Genomic DNA, 23,459 nt, shown 5'->3' with positions numbered 1-23,459 from the left:
CGTGAACGCGACGTCGAACCCGGGAGCGGGCCCTAGTGGCGGGCTCGGGACTGTTGGTAGCTGGTGCCTGCCGTGTCGGCCAGCATGCGGAGGGCTCCGATGAGGCCGTCGATCAGCTCGCCCTCCTTGAAGGACGCCACCATGCTCATCGCCGCGAGCTGGCAGCTGCGGTCCGGGATCCGCCGGTGCGCTTCCTCGCCGGTGACGATCTCGAACTTCTGCTGGCCGGGCGACACCGCGATCAGCACGCCGTCCCCGGCCTGCGAGCCGAGGTTCGCGTGCAGTTCCTCCGCCTGCTTGCGGGTGTCCTCGCCGAGGTCGCCGAGGTAGATCGCGAACTCCAGCCCGGTGCTGCGACTGGACAACGCCAGCGCCTCGTCGAGCCGCGCGAGCTGGCCCGGGCCGAACGGCAGCCGCGGGCGGTCCGGTTCGACGTGGCGCGCGATGGACAGCCGACCGGTGGCCATCATCGCTTCGCCGACGCCGAGCTCACCAGCGTCCACGGCGGATCGCTCCGCGATCTCACCAGTTGCCACGTGCGCCTCCCCGAGCGGTGCTCGGCCGCGCGTCTGCCGGCGCGGCCTCCGAATCCACGTCTGCCACCGGCACAGCGGTGTTCACGCCCACCGGGTTGGCCACCCAGTACACCGGCGCGAAATCCCACTCCTGCCCCGCGCGGTAACGCGGACGGGTGAGCCTGGGCCACATCGCGATGAGCACGATCAGGCCGTAGAGGGCCGCTGGGATCACCGCCAGGTAGAGAACAGTCTCCGCCACAGTCACGCGAGTACGGTATCCGATGACCGCCGCTCCGTGCGCCCGCCCTGTGGCGCGCGTGATCGGCGTCGGTAACCGTCGTCGACCCCCGGCCCGGACACGTTCGAGTGATCCGAAGGCCGCCGTGAGCGCCCCGAGCGCGGTTCCCGCTGGTGGAGAGCGAATCGGGCGACACCAGGAACTACGTACGGTTACTAGTCAAGAGTGTTATACATCACTTAAGGTAACTCGTTCAGAGTAACTAGTGCCCCCGAATGGGGTCCAACCAGACGGTTGCAATCCACGGCGACTTGGCGGCTTGTTCCCGAGGGTTCCTGCTCCTAGTTTTTCACCTGTATGGGTCTTGCATATTTGATCACATGCGTTCAAAGCGTCATTTGAATGCGGGAGGCACACTATGTCGATCATCGAAACCGCCACTCAGAGCAGCGCCATCACCCTTCCGACGATTGACCAGCCACTGCTCGAACACGGCGTCCGGATCAGCGGCCGAGACCGCGGCGTGCGCATCAGTGGACAGCAGGGCGTGCGGATTTCCAACGGGGTGCGGATCAGCCGCGGGGCGCGGATCAGTGGTCGACAGGGCGTTCGGATCAGCGCGCAGCACGGCGTCCGGATCAGTGCATGCGTTCAGGGCGTTCGCATCAGCAACCAGAGCGGAGTCCGCATCAGCAACCAGAGCGGTGTGCGGATCAGCGGGCGGCAGCAGGGCGTGCGGATTTCCAACGGGGTGCGGATCAGCCGCGGGGTGCGCATCAGCGGGCAGAGCGGAGTCCGCATCAGCGGGCGACAGCAAGGCGTGCGCATCAGCAGCCAGAGCGGTGTGCGGATCAGCGGGCGGCAGCAGGGCGTGCGGATTTCCAACGGGATGCGGATCAGCGGGCGGCAGGGCGTGCGGATCAGCTGATCAGGCTCGCCGCAGCGGAACCGCCCGCCATCTCGCGGCACCGCAGCTCGACGGCCGGCCCGACCGGCGCGTCAGGCCGCGGACTCACCGAGGTACGGCAACCACAGCGGGTCCGTTTCGGACAGACCCGCCAGCAGCCGCCAATGCCGCCCGCGCGGCGCGTGCGGCGCCACCGGCAGGCGCCAGCCCAGCTCGCTCAGCGTCTTGTCCGCCTTGCGGTGGTTGCACTTGGTGCAGCAGGCGACGCAGTTCTCCCAAGTGTGCGGCCCGCCGCGACTGCGCGGGACGACATGATCTATCGTTTCGGCGCGAGCACCGCAGTACACGCACCGGTAGTTGTCCCGCAGCATCAGCGCGGCACGGGTCAACGGCACCCGGCCGCGGTACGGCACTCGCACGAAGTTGCTCAGCCTGATCACGGACGGGACCTCGACGCTGGCGGTGGCGGAGTGCAGCACCATGCCTGCGGAGTCACCGTGCACGACCTCGGCCTTGCCGCAGACCAGCAGCACGATCGCCCGGCGCAGCGGGAGCGCGGTCAGCGGTTCGAAGGTGGTGTTGAGCAGCAGCACCCGGCGTTTTCGCCAGGACGACGCGTGACCGGGAGGCCGGTCGGCCTGCGGCGGCGACGTGCCGGCGCGGCTCGGCGGGCACAGCGGAGCCCGCGGCGCGAGGCTCGTGGCCTTCAGCGCCGGTTGTCGGGTCGGTTGTCGGTCGGGCACGCGACCACCTCCACCGGTGTCGGGCATAGTCGAACATAGAACCCCGCCCGAACGCACGTGTGATTCGACACTCGGCGTCGAGTGATCGATTACCGCCATCATTCCCGATCATGCGCCCGTAGAACAACGCTGATCGTTCCGGGTGATTCGATCGGCGTTTCCGGGAAAATGATCACTCCGAGATCAACGAACGGTCGGCGGATGCACGTATCGTCGCTGCCGTGACCGACGTGCAAGCAGCGCAGCTGACCTACCCCGGCGCCGACCGCGACGACATCGTCGAAGACCTGCACGGCCACCAGGTGGCCGACCCGTACCGGTGGCTGGAAGACCCGGCCGAGCCGCGCACCGAGGCGTGGTCGGCGGCACAGGACACGCTCGCGCGGACCTGGTTGGACGCGTTGCCCGGCCGGGAGGCGATCGCGGAGCGGATGCGGTCGCTGCTGTCGTCCGGTTCCGTCTCGGCGCCGGCATGGCGCGCGGGCCGGGCGTTCTTCACCCGCCGGGAGCCCGAGCAGGAGTTCCCGGTGCTGTACGTGCGCGAGGCCGACGGCACCGAGCGGGTGCTGCTGGACGTCACCGAGCTGGACCCGTCCGGGCTGACCACCTTGGACAGCTGGACCCCGAGCCTGGAGGGCGACCGGCTGGCCTACCAGATCTCCGTCGGCGGCGACGAGGAGTCGCTGCTGCACGTGCTGGACGTCGCCACCGGCGAACTCCTCGAGGGCCCGATCGACCGGTGCCGCTACTCGACGATCTCGTGGCTGCCCGGCGGCGAGGAGTTCTTCTACATCCGGCGGCTGGCGCCGGAACTGGTGCCCGACGGCGAGGAGCAGTTCCACCGCCGGGTCTGGCGGCACCGGGTCGGTTCCGGCCCCGACCAGGACCTGCTGGTGCACGGCGAGGGCCTGGACCACACCTTCTACTACGGCACCCGGGTGTCGCGGGACGGCCGCTGGCTGGTCATCGAGGGCAGCCCGGGCACCGCGCGGCGGGATTCGGTGTGGATCGCCGATCTCGCGGCCGGCGACGTCCCCGAGCTCCGGCAGGTCGTGGACACCTCTGACGGCTACCGCGTCGGCGCCTGGGTGGAGCGCGACGGCCGGCTGTACGTGATGACCACGCTGGACGCGCCGCGCTGGCGGCTGTGCGTGGCCGACCCGGCCCGGCCGGAGCCGGCCAACTGGACGGAGCTGATCGCCGAGGAGCCCGACTCGGTGCTGGAGGCGGTGCGCTGGTTCGACACCGGCGACGGTGACCCGCAGCTGGTCGTGCTCCGCACCCGGCACGCCGTGTCCGAGGTGACGCTGCACGACCCGGCGACCGGGCGGCGGACCGCCGAGGTCCCGCTGCCGAGCACCGGCCAGGTCACCTCGCTGACCACTGTGGACGAATCCACCGACCGCGACCGGGACCGGCTGTGGATCGGCTGGACCGACTTCGCCACCCCGCCCTGCGTGCACGCCTACTCGCGCCGCACCGGGACCACCGAGCTGGACCAGCAGGCGCCGGGCACCGTCGAGCTGCCCGCGGTGCACACCCAGCAGGTCACCTACCGCTCGCTGGACGGCACCCCGGTGCGGATGTTCCTGCTGAGCGCGAACGCCGAACCGGACCGCCCGCGGCCGGTGTTCATGACCGGCTACGGCGGCTTCTCGCTGTCCCGCGAGCCCGGCTACACGCCGTCCGCGCTGGCGTGGGTCGCCGCCGGCGGCGTCTGGGCCCTGCCCTCGCTGCGCGGTGGCGGCGAAGAGGGCGAGGAATGGCACGTCGCGGGCATGCGCGAGCAGAAGCAGCACACCTTCGACGACTTGCACGCGGCGGCGCAGCACCTGATCGACGAGGGCTGGACGACGTCCGAGCAGCTGGCGATCTCCGGCGGTTCCAACGGCGGCCTGCTGGTCGGGGCGGCGCTGACGCAGCGCCCGGACCTCTACCGGGCGGTGGTGTGCTCGGCGCCGCTGCTGGACATGGTCCGCTACGAGCAGTTCCTGCTGGGCCGGACCTGGAACGACGAGTACGGCACCGCCGACGACCCGGAGGAGCTGGGCTGGCTGCTGTCCTACTCGCCGTACCACAACGTGGCCGACCAGACCGACTACCCGTCTGTGCTGTTCACCGTCTTCGAGTCGGACTCCCGGGTCGATCCGAACCACGCCCGCAAGATGTGCGCGGCGCTGCAGCAGGCCACCAGCTCGGCCCCGGCGAAGCGGCCGATCCTGCTGCGCAGGGAGACCGAGGTCGGCCATGCCGCGCGCTCGGTGTCCCGTACCGTGGGGCTTGCGACCGACCAGCTCGCCTTCCTCGCGGAGGCCACCGGACTCGCCCTTGACTGAGCCCCGAACTCGGTCCCGGCGGTCAGCTGTTCGGGTCTCGTGCGCAGCGGGGTGCGCACGATGCTCGAGTCTGTCGGTTGCCCACCCGGTGATGTCGCCCCAAAGCACCGGCACCCCCGTGCCGGGTAACCACCGCGGGCCCTGAACGACAGCATGGAGACCCCCGACCCATGGATCTGCCGCTTATGACCCAACCGACCTGTGCCCAGGACTCGTTCTGGTGCGAAACGATCTCCCAGTGGACCGGCAACCAGTGGCTGGCTTCCTACGCCGAGCTGCTCATCGCCAAACCCCTGAACATCCTGCTCATCCTGATCGTCGCGTTCATCGTGCGATGGCTGGTGCACCGCACCATCAACCGCCTCACGCAGGGCAACGGCCAGCCCCCGAAGCTGCTGACCCCGCTGCGGGAGCGCCGCGCGGACACGCTGACCGCCGAGCTGCTGTCGGAGCGCCGCCTCCAGCGGGCGCGGACGATCGGCTCGGTGCTCAAGTCGATCGCCTCGCTGGTGATCTACGGCCTGGCCGCGATCTACGTGCTGCAGGTGCTGAACATCCAGATCGCGCCGGTGCTGGCGTCCGCCGGTGTGCTCGGTGTCGCCGTCGCCTTCGGCGCGCAGAACCTCGTCCGGGACTTCCTGTCCGGCATGTTCATGCTGGTCGAGGACCAGTACGGCGTCGGTGACGTGGTGGACCTCGGCGAGGCCAGCGGCACCGTCGAGGCGGTGGGCCTGCGCGTCACCACGCTGCGCGACATCAACGGCACCGTCTGGTACGTCCGCAACGGCGAGATCCTGCGGGTCGGCAACTCCAGCCAGGGCTTCGCCGTGGCCGTGGTGGACTTCCCCATCTCGCACACCAGCGATGTGCAGAAGGCCATCGAGGTCGCCGCGAAGGTGGCCACCGAGGCGACGTCGCGGGAGCCGCTGTCCAAGGACGTGCTGAACCCGCCCGAGATGCTCGGCGTGGACCAGATCACCTCGGACACCATCACGCTGCGGCTGACGACCAAGGTCCGGCCGGGCCGGCAGTGGTCGGTGCAGCGGCGGCTGCGCGCGGAGATCAAGCGCGCTTACGACGAACAGGACATCGAGCCGCCGTACCCGTACGGCCGCCCGCTGCCGCCCTCGCCGGTGATCTGATCTCGACCGCCGGTCACCGGGGTCGTGCGCACTTCGGACCGCGACAGCGGTCCATCGGGCACACGGCCCCGGTGTGAGGCGTTCGGCCACAGGGCCGCCCAAAATCGAAGCCGCCCCTGAGAGGATGGAGCCGTGACTTCCGTGGAGACCTTCTACCAGCAGGTCGGCGGCGAGGCGACCTTCCACCGGATCGTGGCGCGCTTCTACGAGGAGGTGGCCAAGGACGAGCTGCTGCGGCCCCTCTACCCGGAGGAGGACCTCGGGCCCGCCGAGGAGCGGCTGCGGCTGTTCCTGATCCAGTACTGGGGCGGCCCGCACACCTACTCCGACCGGCGCGGTCATCCGCGGCTGCGGATGCGCCACGCGCCGTTCAAGATCGGCCCGGCGGAGCGCGACGCGTGGCTGCGCTGCATGCGGATCGCGGTCGACGAGGTCGATCTCCGGCCGGAGCACCGCGACCAGCTGTGGCAGTACATGGAAATGGCCGCCAACAGCATGATCAATTCGTGGTTCTGAGCAGAAGGACCTGGTGATGCGGCGGGCAGACGCGCTGGCGGGCCACGGCGAGCGGCCGTGGTGGTGGGATGCGGTGTGCTACCAGGTCGACGTCGGTTCGTTCGCCGACGGCGATGGTGACGGGATCGGCGACCTCGCCGGGCTGGCGGGCCGGCTCGGCTACCTGGAACTGCTCGAGGTCGACGCGATCGTGCTGGCCGGCGCGGCCGGGCTGGATCCGGCGGCGGGTCCCTTCGCCGAGCTGCTCGGCGAGGCGCACGACTCCGGGATGCGGGTGATGCTCTCGCTCGACGTGGATCCCGCGCGCGGCGACCCGGCAGCGGTGTTGTTGCCGTGGCTGGAGCACGGGGCCGATGGTTTCCACCTGGCCCCGCGCCCCGATCCGGGCGATGCCATCGGCGCCGCGCTGGCCGGTCACCAGGATCGCGTGGTGATCGGCAGCGGCCCTGGCGACTGGCACCTGTCGTTCAACCTCGACCTGGCCATCGCCGGTTTCGACGCCGACCAGGTCCGCAAGGCGATCACGGACGTGCTCGCCGCCCCCGGGCCGCGCCCGGCGTGGGCGATGGCCAGCCGCGACACCCGGCAGAGCCGGGACGACGCGGCGCTGACGCCGGTGCGCGCGATGGCGTTGGTGCAGTTGGCGCTGCCCGGCGCGGTCTGCCTGCGGCACGGCGAGGAGCTCGGCCTTCCCGGGACGCAGCGCGTCCGGATGCCGTGGGAAGGCGAGCAGCCGCCGTTCGGCTTCTCCGCCGCCGACGCCGACTGGTCGTCGGTCCCGGCGGATTGGGTGTCCTTCACCGTGGAGGCGCAGCTGGAGGACGAGGCGTCCACGCTGTCGCTGTACCGGCACGCGCTGGAGACCCGGGGCACGCATCCGGCGTTCGCCGGCGACGAGGTCGAGTGGTTCGGCGCGCCGGCGGGATGCTTCGCGTTCCGGCGCACCGGCACCACCCTGATCTGCGCGTTGAACACCTCGCCGGAGCCGGTGCCGCTGCCGCCGGGCGAGGTGCTGCTGTCGTCGCGACCGGTGGGCCCCGGGGAGTTGCCGCCGGGCACCGCGGCCTGGCTGGTGTGAGTCCGGCCTCCAAAGGCGACCGGGCGCGAGTGGGCCGGAACGGGTGGCGGTAAATTTTGGTAAAACCATCCCGCTGACACCCACTGGATGCTATGACTGCCGTCGCGCCAGCGCTGAGCTCTCCTCGGACGGAACGCACCCGTCGGCTGGTCGGCATCGACATCGCCAGGTTCTTCGCGGTGTTCGGGATGTTCTGCATCCACTTCGGCGTGCCGTTCGCGCACGGCGACGTGGAGGTGTGGATCGCGCAGTTCTCCAGCGGCCGGTCGACCGCGCTGTTCACCCTGCTGGCCGGGGTGTCGCTGGCGATGATGACCGGGCGCAGCGAGCCGCCGACCGGAGAGGCGCTGCGGCAGGCCCGCATCCGGATCGCGGTGCGCGCGTTGCTGTTGCTGGTGGTCGGCCTCGCGCTGGCCAAGGCGACCGCGGCGACGGGCTTCCTGCTCACCGTGATCATCCCGTTCTACGGGCTGTACTTCCTGCTCGCGGTGCCGTTCATCCGATTGCGGGCGCGCGGGCTGCTCATCGCCGCGGTGGTCGCGGCCGCGGTCGGCCCGCAGCTGTCGTTCGTGCTGCGGACCTGGATCTCCGGGGACACGCCGATGCGCGCGATCGTCGACGCGGTCGACCTGGTCGACCCGGCACACCTGATCGCCGACGCCGGGCTGTTCGACCTGCTGCTGCTCGGCTTCTACCCGGCCGCGTCGTACCTGCCGCTGGTGCTGGCGGGGATGGCCGTCGGGCGGCTGGACCTGCAGTCGACCAAGGTGCGGTGCTGGCTGGCCGCGACCGGGCTGGCGGTGACGACGGTCGGCTACCAGGTGTCGAGCTGGCTGGTGGAGACCGTCGGCGGGGTGCCGCAGGGGCAGATCGAGGGCACCGTCCCGATCGAGCACCCGGAGTGGCTGGTGGCCGCCGCCGCGCACAGCGGCACGACCTTCGAGCTGCTCGACTCCGGCGGCATCGCGCTGGTGTTCGTCGCGGTGTGCCTGGAGCTGGCCGATCGGACTGGGCGGCTGCTGAAGCCGCTGGCCGCGGCCGGTTCGATGGCGTTGACGCTGTACGCGATCCACGCGCTGGTGCTGGCCTGGCAGATCGTCGTCGGCGGCTGGCCGCTCAGCGGCGTGCCGGACACCCTGGCGCAGCTGGCCAGCATGGGCCCGGCGCTGCCCACGGACGTCCCGAACATGCCGGCGTTCCCGCGCGACGGCCACCACCCGGACGGCGTGGTGGCGTTCGTGAACACCTACATGCCCGAGGTGTTCCTGATCTTCTCGATCGCCTTCCCGCTGATCTGGCGGCGGTTCTTCCGCCGCGGGCCGCTGGAGGCGGCGGTCAGCGAGAGCGTCCGGCACATCACCGATCACCTGTTCCGGCGGCGCTGAGCCCGGTTTCGGCACCGGAGGGACTTTCGCCTCTTAACAGCCGCGCGGCGCGCATCGTTGCGTGGACGGATGGCGTCGCTCATCCGGAGGTGATCTCGAATGAATTTCCGGCACCGGACCGACAACGCATCCGACGCGGTCGGAATCCCACCCGCGCTCGGCAAGGCCATGGCGAACTACCGCTCCCTGCTCGACGAGCTGGAGGCGGGCAGCATCGACGACTCGACCTTCCGCCGCCGCGCGCTGGGCATCGGGCTGATCGTGCGCGAGCACGACGCCTGGATCCTGGACCTCTCGACCGAGCGGTGGTGGCGCTACGACGGTGTGGCGCTGTCGAGCATCCGGTTCGGGGAAGCCGAGGACTGAGCCATGTCCAAGCCGACCGATCCGGCGATCCTCCGGGAACGCCTCGACCACCTGGCCGGCCTGGTGCGCGAGGCGGCCGACCCCTTTCCGGCCGAGATGGCCGGACCGCTGTCGACCAGCCCGCTCCCGGTGGCGGCGCTGCAGGACCACCTGGGCAATGCGACGACGTGGCTCGGCCGGGTGTGGGCCGGGTTCGCGCGGGACGGCGCCGCGGTGCGGCGGTGGCTGGTGGACGAACCGCTGGCCTCCCCCGTCCCGGGCGAGGCGCTCCGCCCCCTGCCGTTGCGGAGGCAGTTCCGCCTCTCGCTGGCGACGGCGGCGTTCGGGGCCGCCGTGGCGGCGGCCAGCTACACGCTGACGGCGCCGTTCCCGGACCCGTTCCTCGGCCTGATCCCGCCGGGCCTGCTGGACCGGCTTCCGCCGTTCGCCGAGAGCACCACGCCGGAAGCACCCCGGTACTCGCCCGACGCGGCGACCCCGGAACTGCCGCTGGCCGGCCAGGTCCCGGGCACTCCCCCGCCGCCCGCTCCGCCCCCGTCCTCGGGTGGTCAGCGGCCGCCGGGCGCGCCGCTCGCGTCGGGCACGCCGGGCACGCCGGGCACCCCGGGGACACCGGGGACGCCGGGGATCGGCACGTCGGGCGTCAGCCCGGGCACTCAGGGCACGAGCGGATCGGACGAGACGGTGACCAAGGTGCCGGTGCAGGCTCCGGGAACGACCGAGGACACCGGTGCGCCTCCGGCGAAGCCCGTGGCCCCGGGACCCGTCGCCCCTGCGCCGATCACCGAGACCACCACGGTGCCGACCACCACGACGAACCCGACGACCACCGATCCGCCGACGACCACGACGCAGGAACCGACGACGGAGCCGACGACGACCGGAACCCGTCCGACCACGACCGAGCCCACCACCACGGCGACGCCCACCAGCACCGGCGAGCCGACGGGCACCACCGGTCCCGGCACGCCTTCGGAGCCGCCCAGCGGCGACTAAATCGTGAATCATTCTCAGGTATTGGGAAGTTCCGGCCGGAACCTTGCCGCCGGGCACTGTGATCGTCTTCACTCCCTACTCATTGGTAGGCGAATGGTGGAGGCGCTCAGATGGGTCGGTCCGGGCTTGCACGCAGAGCTGGTGCGATCGCGTTGTCGGCATTGACGGGCCTGTCGCTCGGCGCCGCACCGGCGACCGCCGAGCCCGGGTACCGGCACTACGTGGCCCTCGGCGACTCCTTCACCTCCGCCCCGCTGGTCCCGTGGATGCGCCTCGACCCGCTGCTGTGCGGGCGCTCGACGAACAACTACCCGGCGCTGCTGGCCCGCGAGATCGGGCCGGCCGAGTTCACCGACGTCAGCTGCGGCGGCGCCGACACCACGGACATGCTCCGGGCCCAGGACTGGTACGCCGGGCCGCAGTTCGACGCCCTCGACGAGGACACGGACCTCGTCACGCTGGGCATCGGCGGCAACGACCTGGGCGTCTTCGGCGACACCATCGCCACCTGCACGGCCCTGCGCGCCGCGGACCCGACGGGATCGCCGTGCCGCGACCACTTCGCCGATGACGACGGTGACGACCTGCTCCGCCGCATCGAGATCACCGGACACCGGGTCGCGGACGTCGTCGAGGGCGTCCAGGAGCGCTCGCCGGGCGCGAAGATCCTGGTCATCGGCTATCCGCGCATCGTGCCGGAGACGGGCTACTGCCCGGACGTCCTCCCGCTGGCCGACGGCGACTACCGCTACGCCGACGAGATCGAGCAGGCGCTCAACGCCGCCATCGAGGGCGCTGCCGAGCGAACCGGCGCAACGTTCGTCGACACCTACGGGCCGTCGCTGGGCCACGACGCCTGCGCCACCGGCGGGGCGGCCTGGATCAACGGCCGGCAGCTGCGACCGGACGCGGCGCCGTACCACCCGTTCGCATCGGCGATGGCCGCGGAAGCCAGCATCATCGCGAATGTCCTCAATGGACAAGAGCCCGATGTCGCGGAAGCCGAACGAGCCGCGACCCGAGCCGCCGAAGAGACCAAGGACCAAGCGGAACAGGCCGTACCCCAGGAGAAAGCGGCCCGGGCCGAGGTCGCAGAGCACCTGGCGACGGTCGAACGCTGAGGTGTCGTGAGCCCTGGAACGGCGGTCGCCGACGCGCTCCCCGCAGGCCGCCTCCACCCGCTCGACGGCCACCCGCACGACGCCGCCCCGGAGGTCCTCGGGCAGTTCTTCAGCGGGGATCCGGCGGCAGGTGGACCGTCATGATCAGGCTGCACGCTTCGGTGCCCGCGCCGCGGTAGGCGTGCGGGGCGTCGCCGTCGAACGTCGCGGTCTGCCCGGCTTCGACGGCGTGCTCCTCGCCGTCCACCACCAGGGTCATCCGGCCTGCGGTGACGCTGATGGTTTCCACGACTCCGGCCTGGTGCGGGTGGCTGGGATACTCCTCGCCCGGCTCCAGCCGCCAGCGCCAGAGCTCGACGGGGGCCGGGCCTGAGGTCGTCAGGACGAGCCGGGCCTCGCCGCCCCGCTCCCCGGCCCACAGCGGCGCCACGTCGTCGGAGGACACGACGCGGACGCGGCCCTCGGGCGGCCCCTGCATCAGGGCGGACACCGAGATGCCGAGGGTGTCGGCCAGCCGGACCAGGGTGGCCAGGTTGGGGTTGCCCTGGGCCTTCTCCAGCCCCACCAGGGCGCCCTTGCTGACCTGGGCGCGCCTGCCGAGTTCCTCCAGGGAAAGACCCGCGCGGACGCGGGCCGCCCGGACGTTGTGCGCGACCGTCCGCAGGGCTGCGGCCGTCTCGGTCATCTGAGCACCATCCTCAGGGCTGGACCATTCCAATGAACTTCGCGGTCGGTTGATTGAACGACGTGGTCAATCTGTTGTACCGTGTAGTCGTTCCAATGAAATGGTAGGGGATTCGTCGTGTTCGCTCTGCTGCTGGCCGTCGGCAGCTCGCTCGCTTACGGGTGCGCCGATTTCCTCGGCGGCCTCGGCGCCCGCAAGGCTCATGTGCTGCGCACCGTGATGATCGCGGCCCCGGCCAGCCTCGCGGTCGAACTGCTGCTGTGGCCGCTGCTCGGCGCCTCGTTCGGCACCGCGACCTTCGCCTGGGGAGCGGCCTCGGGGGTCGCCTCGGCCGCCGCGTTCGCCCTGCTCTACCGCACCCTGGCGATCGGCCCGATGAACGTGCTGTCGCCCGTGACCGCGCTGGTGTCGGCCGCGCTGCCCGTCGGCGTGGGGCTGCTGCAGGGCGAGCACCTGGCCGCCGCCGGAATGGTCGGCCTGCCGCTCGCGCTGGTGGCGGTCGTGCTGGTCAGCGCCGGGCACGGCGAGAGGTCGTCACGCCCTTCGCGCACTGCGCTGCTGCTGGCTTTCGGCGCGGGCACCGCCATTGCGCTCCAGCTGGTCTTCTTGCACCAGGCACCATCCGACAGCGGGGTGGCTCCGCTGCTCGTGGGGCGGGCGGTCTCGTCGGCGGTCGTCCTGGCCGCAGCGGCGCTGATGCGCCGCAGGCTGGGGCCGGAGCGGCCCGCATACGCGATATCGGCGGCCGCGGGCGCGCTGGACTCGGTGGCGAACCTGCTGTTCCTGCTGGCCGCCCGGAGCGGCGATCTCGCCGTCGTCGCGGTGATCGTCGCCCTCTACCCCGCCAGCACGATCCTGCTCGCCCGCGGCGTGGTCGCCGAGCGGATCCACCGCGGCCAGCTCGTCGGCCTGGGCACCGCAGCCGTCGCCGTCAGCCTCCTCGCCCTGACCTGACCAAACCCACCCTGTCGACGAGATGACCCCGCCGATCACCTCCGCGACCGATTCACCCGGCGACCGCGAGGACCAGCGATGCGACGGCCATGGCGAGGAAGACTCCCGGGGCCGCGATGGTGCTGACCTGCCGGGCCCGCGCGTGGGCGACGATCGCGCCCACGTAGAACGCGACGAGCCCGATCGCGGCCGCGACGCCGATGGCCTGGAATCCGAGCAGGCCCAGCAGGAGTCCCACCGCGCCGGCCGCCTTGAGCGTTCCCAGCACCGGCAGCCACGACCGCGGGACGTCCACCTTGGCCGAGTTGGCGAGGACGAAGTCCGCCTTCGCCAGGTCCGCGACGGCGATCCCGGCGTTCGCCGCGATGGTGACGACCGTGACGACGACGTAGGTGATGAACATGGTTTCTCCTCGCTAGTCGGTGATGTGCAGCCGGGCGAGGCGGGCGGGATCCCCGACGACGTCGTAGTGGACGATTCGCCCGGCCGCGATGCGGAAGAGCAACGCGATGCGCGGGCCGTGATCGGCCATGACCGCGATTCCGGGCCGCCCGTTGATCGACACCACGCGCGCTTGCCGGGCGTTGGCCCGCAACGCCCGCGTCTCGTCGACGACGGTTCGCGCGCCCGGCACCCGCAGCTCCGCGCCCGGCGGAAGCGCCTGCGGATCGGCCGTTCTCGTCACCTCGGGGTGCAGGACCTCGACGAGGCCGTCGATGTCGCCCTGCTGCGCCGCTTTCAGGAAGGCGGCCACGACGTGCCGCGCGGCGCCGGGATCGGCATCCGCCGCACCGGCCGGCCGCACCCGCGCCCGCGCGCGGCTGGCCAGCTTCTTGGCCGACCCGGGCGTCGTGCCCAGCACGTGCGCCACCTCGTCGAACGGCGTGCCGAACACGTCGTGCAGGATCAGCGCGACCCGTTGCGGCGGCATCAGCTGGTCGAGCAAGATCGCGATGGCCTCGCTCAGGTCTCCGGCGAGGAGCGCGACCTCCTCCGGGCCACCGACGGGGTCCGCCGGTTCCGGCATGTCGGCCGGCTCCTGCGGAGCCTCGCGCGATCGGCGCAGGAGGTCCAGGCACAGCCGGGTCACCACGGTGGTCAGCCAGGCAGGCAGGTTCTCGATGCCATCGACATCGGCCCGCAGGTGCCTGATCCACGCCTCCTGCACGACGTCCTGGGCATCGGCATCCGACCCGAGGAGGCGGAACGCCACCGCGAGCAGGTGCGGTCGCTCGCGGTGGAACACCTCGTCCCCGCCCGACGCCGTTTCGAACCCGAACATGCGTTCTTCGCCTCCCGCCACGCACAGCTCCTACCCTTCTGACGGGCGAGCGACGCAAAAGGTGACTCACCCACGCGGGGCGTCGTGGAGCGGAGCTCAGCCCTGGGTCTGGGTGCTGGAGACGGCGCAGGAGTCGCACCAGAAGCCGAAGAGCAGCTCTTCGAAACCCATCCGGCCGAACGGCGTCGGGCCACCTTCGATGGACACCAGGAACGGCATGAAGTTGCCGCACACCGGGCAGATCGGGTGCGTCTCCGGCGACGGCCAGCGCGGCAGCCCGCCCACCTGGTGCTTCGTCCTCGGCAACGCCGGGAGGCTCACGCCGTGCTGGTTGGGGTGCGGCTCCAGGACCAGCGACCGCTCCCCCGGGATCAAGCGGGATTCGCCGCTGCTCGGCCCCAGCGGGTTGAAGTAGACCTCCGGGCCCGCCGGGGTGAAGCGCACGGTGATGCGATCCACTTCGGCGCAGTCGCAGGTGAACCAGTAGAACGACGGGTCCCGGCTCAGCGCGTTCGGCATCGCCTCGGCGGAAAGGGTCAGGATCCGTTCTGCGGGCATCCGGCAGTCCGCGCAGAGCGGAACATCCCCGCCGGGGCCTCCGCCCATGACGTGGGGGCTCTCGCCGGCATCCGCCACGAAACCCAGGAAAGCGGGCGGGAAACCCGCGGGCTTCCGGGTGTCCGGCAGGCGGCCGGCCAGCGGCATCAGCCAGTCCCAGTCGTCCGGATCCGCGACCTCGTCCACCACGGACTCGATGAGATCGGCGGCGTGCGGGGTGCGGATCAGCGCGAGCGTCCAGAGGTCGTTCAGATCCTGCTCCGCTCGCCACCTCTCCAGCAGCGTGTCGGCGAACTCGTCGGGCGCGCCGGACAGCAGACTCCGCTTCATCGCAGCGCTTTCGACGCGGTCGGCGTAGGGCCGGAGGCGTTCCGGGCGGTGCATCGCGATGGTGAAGACGACGCTGGACACCGGGGAATTCGGGTCCGGCGACGCCAGGTGGTCCTGGATGAACGCGTCGATCAGGGCATCCGGCATCCAGGGCACGAGCCTCGCCGCCGACGCCGCGACTTCACCGGCACCGCGCAACCTCTCCGCCACGCGCGCCTTCTCCTCGCGCGCCCCGTGGATCAGCTCCAGGTAGGCGGCGACGAACTCGGAGACGCGGCGATCGGAGGTCGTCATGAGGCACTCGACCGCCGCCGGCACCCCGCGATCTTCCGACTGCGCCAGGAAGGCGATGATGCGCTCGTCCTTCTCCGGCACCGACAGAGCCGGATCCAGCGCGATCCGCTCGATCTCCTCGGTCGCGCCCATGTCCGCCCCACTTCGCCACGTCTGATCGGCATCGAGTCTAGGTCCCGGTTCACCGGTCACGTTCTCCCTTCGCCAGGTGTCGACGTGGTGGAGCACTTCGAGCGATTCGGGAGGCAGTCTGTGGACGTGTACGAAGCGGTCCGGAGTCGACGGGCGGTGCGGGGCTTCACCGACGAGCCGGTGCCGAAAGAGCTGCTCGCGCGCGTCCTCGCCGCTGCTGCCCGCGCGCCGTCCGGAGGGAATCTCCAGCCGTGGAAGGCTTTCGTGCTGACGGGAGCAGCGCTGGCCGAGGTGAAGAAGCGAACCGCCGAGCGCCTGGCCGCGGGAGATCCCGGCGACGAGCGCGAGTTCGAGATGTATCCGCCCGATCTGAAATCCGCCTACCACGAGCGCCGGATCGCCGCCGGTGAGCAGCGCTACGCCGCACTCGGGATCTCGCGGCGGGACGAGCAGGCGCGACGGGAAGCCGTTGCCGCGAACTGGAATTGCTTCGGGGCTCCGGCCGCGCTGTTCTGCTACATCGACCGCGGCATGGGCTCGGCGCAGTGGGCCGACATGGGCATGTACCTGCAGACCGTCATGCTGCTGCTCCGCGCCGAAGGACTGCACAGCTGCCCGCAGATGGCGTGGTCGGTCTACCGCCGAACCGTCGCGGAAGTCGTTTCGCCGCCGGACGAACTCGTGCTGTTCTGCGGCATGTCGATCGGATTCGAGGACATCTCGGCGAAACACGCCCGCATCGACCGCGCCCCGCTCGCCGAGACCGTCACCTTCCTCGACTGATGACGGACGCGGATTCCGCCGCACCGCACCGAGAACTGGCATGAACCTGCTTTGCCGGTGTTTCGCCGCCCGCGCCCGTGCTCTGCTCCCTTCCGCTTCGCCATGCTGTGGAATGGCTGTGGTGGGCCGTGAACCGGTTCAGGAGAACGGATGTCCGACTCGTCGAACGGACGCCGGAAGGCGAACGAACCGTGCTGAGATCTCCAGTTTCAGGACGATCTTGTGCGTCCTGCCAGGGGCTTCACACCTGGAGCGCGATGAGACCCGCGTTCGTCGGCTCGAATCCGCAGGCGTCGAAGTAGAACGCCCGGAGGTCGTCGTCGAAGTCGACGTGCAGCCATTCGCACTGCGCCGCCCGGGCGCCCCGGACGGCCGCCGCAACGAGTCCGGCCCCGATCCCGGATGGCGCAGTTCTCCCCGGACCACGGTGTCCAGGACGAAGGCGTGGACACCACCGTCCCACGCCACGTTGACGAAGCCGGCCGCGGGTCACAAAGGTGCACGTCGATGAGGTGTCGCATGCGCCGCAGGCGCATAACCCACTTACGACACTCGCACCGCCGCGGTTCCCTCGGCGAGGACGGCCCCTCCGCCGTGTATTGGACATACATCAGGAGGGGCACCCACAGACCAGGAAGCCTCTGAGGTTCCGCCACCCGCACCGCCACGCAAAACGAGGATGGAAAAACCTCAATTGAAACTGCGGGCCCGTCAGACCAGCAGTGGGAGGAGGGCGTGGCGGCGGCGGACCACCGCGCCGTAGCGGGAGTCCAGGCGGAGCCAGGCGTCCGTCGCGCTGACCCGGACGATCTCGGACTCCGCCGGCTTCGGCACCAGGAAACCCATGCCCGACAGCACGAACAGGCAGCGCAGCGGGACCTTCACCTGATAACCCGCGCCGCTGACCGTGAAGACCTCCTGGTCCAGCAGGGAAGCCGGCGGTGTCCCCTTCGGGCCGACGTTGTCCTTGGCCACGTCGATGCCGCGCTCCGCGACCTCGCCGACCAGCTTCGCCGGCAGGTCGTCCACCCGCTGCCAGCCCACCGCCGGCGGCAGCTCCGAGCGCCACAGCAGATCCCGCGGCGGGCCCGGATCCATCACCGGGGCGCCCGCCACCGTCAGCGTCGCCAGCAGTTCGTTGCCCGACACCGTCAGGTCCGCCGGCTCCACCTCGCCCTCGACCGACCTGGTGGACAGGGCGTCGAACGGCGTCGCCGCCCAGACGTCGACGCGGCCCGTGCCCGGCCGGTTGCGCAGGCGCACCAGCGCCTGGCCGTCCAACCGCACCGCGCGGGCGACGAACGCGCCGAGGTCCTCGCGCTCCACCGCATCGGGCATCCGCAGCTCAGACACGACCCAACTCCGGCTTCTGCGCATCGAGCTGCCACTCCGCCAGGAAGTCGCGCTCCTCCTTGGTCATCCGCCGGGGCCGCCCCGCCCGCAGGTCGTAGGGCACCATCAGCGTCTCCGCGGTGGCGACCGCTTCCTGCGCGTAGGCGGTGTAGTCGACGATGAACGACGCGGCCTTGAGCTCGCGCACCGACATCTGCACCTGCAGCGACTTCGACGCGTAGACCAGCGGGCTGTGGTAGTCGATCACGATCCGGGCCACCACCATGCCCTCCGCCATGCCGAGCAGGCCCTGCCGCTCCGCCTCGGTGAACAGCAGCTCGGCCCGCGCCTCCTCCAGCAGCGTGATCGTCCTGGCGTGGTTGACGTGACCGAACGCGTCCATGTCGGACCAGCGCAGGGCCACCTCGGCTACGAACGCGCCCACCGGCGAGCTTCCTTTCTGCCGTTCGGGTGGCTTGCGGCCGGTGCGACCGCAAGCCACCCGATCATGCCGTCACCGCACCATGCTGCGCAGCTGGCGGGCCGCCACCGACAACGTGGCCAGATCCAGCCGACCGGAGTTCTTGATCTGCTCCAGCGACGAGTTGGCCCGCGCCAGTCGCGACTCGTTGGTGGATTCCCAACGAGCGATCTTCTCCTCCGGGTCGTCCTCCGGATCGCTGGTCCGCAGGACGTCGATGGTGATCGCACGCAGCAACGCGTAGAAATCATCCCGCAACGCCAACCGGGCCAGCGAGTGCCACCGGTTCCCGCGCTCCAACTCGTTGACCGCCAGCAGCATCCGCTCGACGTCGAGGTGCTCGGCCAGCGAGTAGTACAGGTCGGCGCTCTCCCGCGGGCTGCGCTCGGCCGCGACCCCGGCGTCGCGCTCCGCGAGCTCGGCGATCTCCCGGACGTCCAGCAGCGCGAACGAATCCAGCAGCACACCGACGCGTTCCGCCACGTCCTCCGGGACGCCGGCCGCCGTCCAGCGGTCGATCATCTCGGTGGCGCCCTCGGCCGCCCGGCCGCGCAGCAGGCCGCGCACCGAAGCGGACAGCTCCGCGACCACCGGCTGGAAGCGGGCGATCTCGGCGCCGATCGCCAGCGGCTGCGGCCGGTTGGTCAGCATCCAGCGCGCCGCCCGGTCCAGCAGGCGGCGGCTTTCCAGCACCAGCTCGTCGGCCACCGAACTCGGCACGGAGCCGCCCAGCGCATCGATCTGCGCCCACAGCTCCTGCAGCCCGAAGACCTCGTCGACCACCGCGAACGCCCGCACCGCGTCGGTCGTCGAAGCGCTGATCTCCTCGGACAGCCGGTACGCGAAGGAGATGCCGCCGCCGTCGACCATCTCGTTCACCAGCAGCGTCGTGATGATCTCCCGGCGCAGCGGGTGAGCCGCGATCGCGTCGGCGTAGCGCTCCCGCAGCGGCTTCGGGAAGTACTCCGGAAGCCGGTTGCTGAACGCCTCGGTGTCCGGCAGGCCGCTGGCCAGCACGTCGCGCTTCAACGCCAGCTTGACGTGCGCCATCAGCGTCGCCAGCTCCGGCGAGCTCAGGCCCTCGCCGGCCTTCTCCCGGTCGCGGAACTCCTTCGACGTCGGCAGCGCCTCCAGCGCGCGGTCCAGGCCGGCGTTCTTCTCCAGCGCCAGGACCTGGCGGGCGTGCACCGACACCATCGGGGCGGCGTGCGCCCGCGAGATGCCCAGCACCGCGTTCTGCGCGTGGTTGTCGGCCAGCACCAGCTCGCCGACCTCGTCGGTCATGTCCGCGAGCAGCTCGTTGCGCTGCTCACCGGTCAACCGCCCGTCGGCCGCCAGGTGGTCGAGCAGGATCTTGATGTTGACCTCGTGGTCGGAGCAGTCCACCCCGGCGGAGTTGTCCAGCGCGTCGGTGTTGACCTTGCCGCCCGCGCGGGCGAACTCGATGCGGCCCAGCGACGTCAGACCGAGGTTGCCGCCCTCGCCGACGACCTTCACCCGCAGGTCGGCGCCGTTGACGCGGACCGCGTCGTTGGCCTTGTCGCCGACGTCGGCGTGCGTCTCGGTCGCGGCCTTGACGTAGGTGCCGATGCCGCCGTTCCACAGCAGGTCCGTCGGCGCCAGCAGGATCCGCTTGATCAGCTCGGCCGGCGCCAGCTTGCGCACCGACTCGTCGATGCCCAGCGCCTCCCGGATCTGCGGGTTCAGCGGGATCGACTTCAGCGACCGCGACCACACACCGCCACCGGCGCTGATCTTGCTGCGGTCGTAGTCGTCCCAGGTCGACCGCGGCAGCTCGAACAGCCTGCGGCGCTCGGCGAAGGACACCGCCGGGTCCGGATCGGGGTCGATGAACACGTGCATGTGGTTGAACGCGGCCACCAGCCTGATGTGCTCGGAGAGCAGCATGCCGTTGCCGAACACGTCGCCGGCCATGTCGCCCACGCCGACCACGGTGAAGTCCTCGGACTGGGTGTCCACGTCGAACTCGCGGAAGTGCCGCTTGACGCTCTCCCACGCGCCCTTGGCGGTGATGCCCATCGCCTTGTGGTCGTAGCCCACCGAGCCGCCGGAGGCGAACGCGTCGCCCAGCCAGAAGCCGTAGGACTTGGCGACGTCGTTGGCGATGTCGGAGAACGTCGCGGTGCCCTTGTCCGCCGCGACCACCAGGTAGGTGTCGTCGCCGTCGTGGCGCACCACGTCCTTCGGCGGGGCCACCTCGCCGCCGACCAGGTTGTCGGTCAGGTCCAGCAGACCGGAGATGAACATCCGGTAGCAGGCGATGCCCTCGTCGAGGGTGGCCTTGCGGTCCACCGCCGGGTCGCCGGTGGGCATCGGCGGACGCTTCACCACGAAGCCGCCCTTCGCGCCGACCGGCACGATCACCGCGTTCTTCACCGCCTGCGCCTTGACCAGGCCCAGGATCTCGGTGCGGAAGTCCTCCCGCCGGTCCGACCAGCGCAGACCGCCGCGGGCCACCGAGCCGAACCGCAGGTGCACGCCCTCCACCCACGGCGAGTACACGAAGATCTCGAACTGCGGGCGCGGCTCCGGCAGCCCCGGGATCTCCCTGGGCTCCAGCTTCAGCGCCAGGTAGGAGCGTTCCCGCTCCCCGTCGGCGGCGAAGTAGTTGGTGCGCAGCGTGGCGCGGATCAGGCTCAGGTAGCTGCGCAGGATCCGGTCCGCGTCCAGGCTGGTGACCTCGTCGATCAGCTTGGTGACCGCGTCGGTGAGGTCCGCTTCGCGGGTCGCCCGGTCGTCGGCCTCCAGCGCCGGGTCGAACCGCGTCTCGAACAGCCTGACCAGCGTCGTGGTGGTGAGGCGGTGCGCCAGGATGGCGTCCTCGATGTAGTCCTGGCTGTAGGCCACGCCGACCTGCCGCAGGTACTTGGCGTAGGCGCGCAGCACCGACGCCTGCCGCCAGTTCAGCCCGGCGCGCAGCACCAGCGCGTTGAACCGGTCGACCTCGGCGTCGCCGAGCCAGGCCGCGCGGAAGGCGTCCTCGAAGCGCTCCCGCAGGGTTTCCAGCAGGCCGTCGCTCGTCGCGGTGTCCAGCGTCGCCGGGTCCAGCCGCAGCCCGAAGTCGTAAATCCAGAACTGCTGGTCGGTGTCGCCGACGATGACCTCGTAGGGCCGCTCGTCCACGACCTCGACGCCCATGCTCTGCAGCACCGGCAGCACCCGCGACAGGGTCACCCGGCCGCCGACGTAGAGCTTGAAGCGGCGCTGCCCCGCGCTGGCGTCGCGCGGCGCGTAGAACGACATCTTCAGGTCGCGCGGACCCGACAACGACTCCAGCCGCCGGAGGTCCGCGAGGCCCTCGCTCGCGGTGAAGTCCTCCTTGTATGCCTCCGGGAAGCTCGACGCGTAGCGCTGGCCGAGCTGGCTCATCGCCTCCGACAGGCTGCGCCCCGCGTGACCGTCGCGGCCGCCGCCGGACTGCTCGGCGTCGACCTCCTCGATCATCTGGTCGTCCCAGGTGTGGATGGCGTCGGACAGCCGTTGCTGGATGCGCACCAGGTCCGGCTCCACCTGGTCCTCCGGATCGGTGTGCACCACGAAGTGCACCCGCGCCAGGGTGGACTCGCCGACCCGCGTGCTGTACTCCAGGCCGGTGCCGTTGAGCTCCTCCAGCAGCACCTCCTGCATCGCCAGTCGCGAGCTGGTGGTGTAGCGGTCCCGCGGCAGGTACACCAGGCAGGAGTAGAAGCGGCCGTAGGCGTCGCGGCGCAGGAACGGCTTGAGCTTGCGGCGCTCGGCCAGCGCCAGCACGCCGGTGATGGTGTCCTGCAGCGTGTCCGCGTCGGTGGAGAACAGCTCGGTGCGCGGGTAGTTCTGGATCTCCTCCAGCATCCGCTGGCCGGAGTAGGACTCCATCGGGAACCCGGCGCGGTGGATGATCTCCCGCACCCGCCGCTCGATGAACGGGATGTCCAGCACGTCCTCGTGCAGCGCGGTGGTGGTGAACAGTCCGAGGAAGCGGTGTTCCCCGGTGACGTTCCCGGCCTCGTCGAAGGTCTTGACGCCGACGTAGAACGGGTGCACCGGACGGTGCACTGTGGACGGTGCGCTGGCCTGCGTGAGCACCAGCAGGTCCTTGGACAGCGCGCTGGCGCGGGCGTCCGGCCCCGCGGTCAGGCTGCGCGCGGCGACGCTGTCGCTGCGCAGCACGCCCAGTCCGGAGGCCAGCACGGCCTGCAGCGCGGGCTCGGTGCCGTCGTCGACCAGCTCGTAGTGCCGGTAGCCGAGGAACGTGAAGTGCCCGTCGGCCAACCACCGCAGGAGCTCGGCTCCATCGTGGACGTCGGCGCCCGGCAGCGGCGGCGGGGTCCGGTCCAGCTCGTCGGCCAGCGACCGGGCGGTGGCGTGCATCCGCTCGGTGTCCTCGACGACCTCGCGCACGTCGTTGAGCACGTCGGCCAGGCCCTGCTTCAGGTCGGCGATCCGGTCGGTGTCGACGACCCGGTCGACCTCGACGAACATCCAGCTTTCGGCCATCGCGTCGGCGGGCGGGGCCGCCGGGTCCGCGCCCGGCAGCACCTCCAGCAGCTCGCCGGCCACGTCGCGGCGCACCACGACGATGGGGTGGATGATGCGCTGCACCTCGGCGCCGTAGCGGCCGAGCTCGGCGATCACCGAATCCACCAGGTACGGCATGTCGTCGGTGACGGTCTGGACCACCGTCGCCTGACTCCCCCAGCCGTCCTCGGCCCGATCCGGGTTGAAGATCTGCACCAGCGGGCGCCCCGCGACCCGCTCCGCGGCGAGCCGGTGGTGCGACCGCAGTGCCCCGACGAGGTCGGCGGGCTCGTCGTCGACGAGCTCCTCGGCGGGCACGTGTCGGTAGTAGGCGCGCAACAGCTCGGCGAGTTCCGGTGCGGACTCAACCGCTCTGTCCAGCAGACGGCGCTTGGCCAGTTCGGGGTTCTCGGACCGCTCGCCGACCGCGTCGTCCCCAGCGACTCGCGGGCGTTCTCCGGTCTTCAACTGTCCGGGATTCGAGGTCATCTTCAGGCAGCTCCACGCTTGACGGCACCTCTTTGTGCCAACAGGTTCCACCTTAAGACTGCCAGTTCCAGCGCCGGGCAGAGGGCGGTAGCGCGGTCGGGCACGTGAAAAGCGGCACAATGATCGATGACTTTGACGTTTCAGAAAACGGTCTTGATCGCGATTCGCAGCCGGCCACCGGAAGGTGGCGTGGAATGTCGCGCGTCACGTCCGCGCAGGCCGCGGTGCACGTCGGCGCGCGTCGGCGCATTCGGACCAAGTCGTTGCGCCGCTTC

At 70.8% G+C, this 23,459-nt stretch carries 20 protein-coding genes and 1 pseudogene; 11 read left to right on the top strand and 10 right to left on the bottom strand.

Features of this window, described 5'->3' with window-relative positions; translation table 11 throughout:
* Positions 1-32: 32 nt before the first annotated feature.
* Complete coding sequence (locus AC07FN_RS00595) at positions 33-536, bottom strand: DUF5130 family protein (protein ID WP_478393709.1); 504 nt, start codon at positions 534-536, stop codon at positions 33-35.
* The gene (gene ctaJ / locus AC07FN_RS00590) at positions 523-783 is read right to left on the bottom strand and encodes an aa3-type cytochrome oxidase subunit CtaJ (protein WP_478393708.1); all 261 of its coding nucleotides are present in this window, start codon (positions 781-783) and stop codon (positions 523-525) included. Before ctaJ ends, AC07FN_RS00595 begins: the two co-directional genes overlap by 14 nt.
* A 391-nt stretch (positions 784-1,174) precedes the next feature.
* On the opposite strand from ctaJ, the gene AC07FN_RS00585 reads away from it, so the two are divergent.
* Positions 1,175-1,684: a hypothetical protein gene (locus AC07FN_RS00585; RefSeq protein ID WP_478393707.1), complete on the top strand. Its 510-nt coding sequence runs from the start codon at positions 1,175-1,177 to the stop codon at positions 1,682-1,684.
* 71 nt (positions 1,685-1,755) lie between these two features.
* Here AC07FN_RS00585 and AC07FN_RS00580 read toward each other — a convergent pair whose 3' ends face one another.
* On the bottom strand, positions 1,756-2,406 hold the full coding sequence (locus tag AC07FN_RS00580; protein ID WP_478393706.1) for an HNH endonuclease: 651 nt from the start codon (positions 2,404-2,406) through the stop codon (positions 1,756-1,758).
* Between the two features lie 221 nt (positions 2,407-2,627).
* On the opposite strand from AC07FN_RS00580, the gene AC07FN_RS00575 reads away from it, so the two are divergent.
* From AC07FN_RS00575 to AC07FN_RS00540, 8 genes and pseudogenes are all read left to right on the top strand, one after another.
* A complete protein-coding gene (locus AC07FN_RS00575; RefSeq protein ID WP_478393705.1) occupies positions 2,628-4,742 on the top strand; it encodes a prolyl oligopeptidase family serine peptidase in 2,115 nt (704 codons plus the stop codon).
* Between the two features lie 170 nt (positions 4,743-4,912).
* Entirely contained in the window at positions 4,913-5,884 is a 972-nt protein-coding gene (locus AC07FN_RS00570) for a mechanosensitive ion channel family protein (RefSeq protein WP_478393704.1), read from the top strand.
* A 132-nt stretch (positions 5,885-6,016) separates the two neighbouring features.
* On the top strand, positions 6,017-6,400 hold the full coding sequence (locus AC07FN_RS00565; protein ID WP_132486907.1) for a globin: 384 nt from the start codon (positions 6,017-6,019) through the stop codon (positions 6,398-6,400).
* A 619-nt stretch (positions 6,401-7,019) separates the two neighbouring features.
* Positions 7,020-7,478: pseudogene (locus AC07FN_RS00560) on the top strand (DUF3459 domain-containing protein); the annotation flags it as partial.
* Positions 7,479-7,570: 92 nt separating this feature from the next.
* Positions 7,571-8,863, top strand: coding sequence for a heparan-alpha-glucosaminide N-acetyltransferase domain-containing protein (locus AC07FN_RS00555; RefSeq protein ID WP_478393703.1), 1,293 nt, complete (start codon positions 7,571-7,573; stop codon positions 8,861-8,863).
* Positions 8,864-8,962: 99 nt separating this feature from the next.
* Complete coding sequence (locus AC07FN_RS00550; RefSeq protein ID WP_132486913.1) at positions 8,963-9,229, top strand: hypothetical protein; 267 nt, start codon at positions 8,963-8,965, stop codon at positions 9,227-9,229.
* Between the two features lie 3 nt (positions 9,230-9,232).
* A complete protein-coding gene (locus tag AC07FN_RS00545) occupies positions 9,233-10,225 on the top strand; it encodes a hypothetical protein (protein ID WP_478393702.1) in 993 nt (330 codons plus the stop codon).
* A gap of 152 nt (positions 10,226-10,377) precedes the next feature.
* Positions 10,378-11,346: an SGNH/GDSL hydrolase family protein gene (locus AC07FN_RS00540; RefSeq protein WP_478393701.1), complete on the top strand. Its 969-nt coding sequence runs from the start codon at positions 10,378-10,380 to the stop codon at positions 11,344-11,346.
* 109 nt (positions 11,347-11,455) lie between these two features.
* Here the strand turns inward: AC07FN_RS00540 and AC07FN_RS00535 are convergent, their stop codons facing one another.
* The gene (locus AC07FN_RS00535; protein WP_478393700.1) at positions 11,456-12,031 is read right to left on the bottom strand and encodes a helix-turn-helix domain-containing protein; all 576 of its coding nucleotides are present in this window, start codon (positions 12,029-12,031) and stop codon (positions 11,456-11,458) included.
* Positions 12,032-12,148: 117 nt separating this feature from the next.
* Here AC07FN_RS00535 and AC07FN_RS00530 point away from each other — a divergent pair, with 117 nt between their 5' ends.
* On the top strand, positions 12,149-12,985 hold the full coding sequence (locus AC07FN_RS00530) for an EamA family transporter (RefSeq protein ID WP_478393699.1): 837 nt from the start codon (positions 12,149-12,151) through the stop codon (positions 12,983-12,985).
* A gap of 52 nt (positions 12,986-13,037) precedes the next feature.
* Here the strand turns inward: AC07FN_RS00530 and AC07FN_RS00525 are convergent, their stop codons facing one another.
* The 3 genes from AC07FN_RS00525 to AC07FN_RS00515 all read right to left on the bottom strand — a co-directional run bounded on the left by AC07FN_RS00525 (position 13,038) and on the right by AC07FN_RS00515 (position 15,581).
* Positions 13,038-13,388 (bottom strand): DoxX family protein, encoded by a 351-nt coding sequence (locus AC07FN_RS00525; RefSeq protein WP_478393698.1) that lies wholly within the window; start codon positions 13,386-13,388, stop codon positions 13,038-13,040.
* A 12-nt stretch (positions 13,389-13,400) separates the two neighbouring features.
* On the bottom strand, positions 13,401-14,288 hold the full coding sequence (locus AC07FN_RS00520; protein ID WP_478393697.1) for a sigma-70 family RNA polymerase sigma factor: 888 nt from the start codon (positions 14,286-14,288) through the stop codon (positions 13,401-13,403).
* Between the two features lie 75 nt (positions 14,289-14,363).
* The gene (locus AC07FN_RS00515) at positions 14,364-15,581 is read right to left on the bottom strand and encodes a hypothetical protein (RefSeq protein WP_478393696.1); all 1,218 of its coding nucleotides are present in this window, start codon (positions 15,579-15,581) and stop codon (positions 14,364-14,366) included.
* A 120-nt stretch (positions 15,582-15,701) separates the two neighbouring features.
* Between AC07FN_RS00515 and AC07FN_RS00510 the strand changes: the two genes are divergently transcribed.
* Positions 15,702-16,364 (top strand): nitroreductase, encoded by a 663-nt coding sequence (locus tag AC07FN_RS00510; RefSeq protein WP_478393695.1) that lies wholly within the window; start codon positions 15,702-15,704, stop codon positions 16,362-16,364.
* 711 nt (positions 16,365-17,075) lie between these two features.
* Here the strand turns inward: AC07FN_RS00510 and AC07FN_RS00505 are convergent.
* From AC07FN_RS00505 to AC07FN_RS00495, 3 genes are all read right to left on the bottom strand, one after another.
* Positions 17,076-17,717 carry a DUF8010 domain-containing protein gene (locus AC07FN_RS00505; protein ID WP_478393694.1) on the bottom strand — a complete coding sequence of 214 codons (642 nt, stop codon included), beginning with the start codon at positions 17,715-17,717 and terminating at the stop codon, positions 17,076-17,078.
* Positions 17,710-18,141, bottom strand: coding sequence for an acyl-CoA thioesterase (locus tag AC07FN_RS00500; protein WP_452612153.1), 432 nt, complete (start codon positions 18,139-18,141; stop codon positions 17,710-17,712). Before AC07FN_RS00500 ends, AC07FN_RS00505 begins: the two co-directional genes overlap by 8 nt.
* Positions 18,142-18,210: 69 nt before the next feature.
* Positions 18,211-23,184, bottom strand: coding sequence for an NAD-glutamate dehydrogenase (locus AC07FN_RS00495; RefSeq protein WP_478393693.1), 4,974 nt, complete (start codon positions 23,182-23,184; stop codon positions 18,211-18,213).
* Positions 23,185-23,459 lie beyond the last annotated feature (275 nt).

Source organism: Saccharopolyspora sp. NPDC045941, from assembly GCF_056431445.1.
This window is presented reverse-complemented; position numbering and strand designations above follow the sequence as displayed.

What these genes read in the sequence shown, in the direction of transcription:
- AC07FN_RS00495 (WP_478393693.1), bottom strand. Translation starts at nt 23,184, where the DNA reads ATGACCTCGAATCCCGGACAGTTGAAGACCGGAGAACGCCCGCGAGTC.
- AC07FN_RS00555 (WP_478393703.1), top strand. Translation starts at nt 7,571, where the DNA reads ATGACTGCCGTCGCGCCAGCGCTGAGCTCTCCTCGGACGGAACGCACC.
- AC07FN_RS00550 (WP_132486913.1), top strand. Translation starts at nt 8,963, where the DNA reads ATGAATTTCCGGCACCGGACCGACAACGCATCCGACGCGGTCGGAATC.
- AC07FN_RS00545 (WP_478393702.1), top strand. Translation starts at nt 9,233, where the DNA reads ATGTCCAAGCCGACCGATCCGGCGATCCTCCGGGAACGCCTCGACCAC.
- AC07FN_RS00585 (WP_478393707.1), top strand. Translation starts at nt 1,175, where the DNA reads ATGTCGATCATCGAAACCGCCACTCAGAGCAGCGCCATCACCCTTCCG.
- AC07FN_RS00525 (WP_478393698.1), bottom strand. Translation starts at nt 13,388, where the DNA reads ATGTTCATCACCTACGTCGTCGTCACGGTCGTCACCATCGCGGCGAAC.
- AC07FN_RS00570 (WP_478393704.1), top strand. Translation starts at nt 4,913, where the DNA reads ATGGATCTGCCGCTTATGACCCAACCGACCTGTGCCCAGGACTCGTTC.
- AC07FN_RS00535 (WP_478393700.1), bottom strand. Translation starts at nt 12,031, where the DNA reads ATGACCGAGACGGCCGCAGCCCTGCGGACGGTCGCGCACAACGTCCGG.
- AC07FN_RS00515 (WP_478393696.1), bottom strand. Translation starts at nt 15,581, where the DNA reads ATGGGCGCGACCGAGGAGATCGAGCGGATCGCGCTGGATCCGGCTCTG.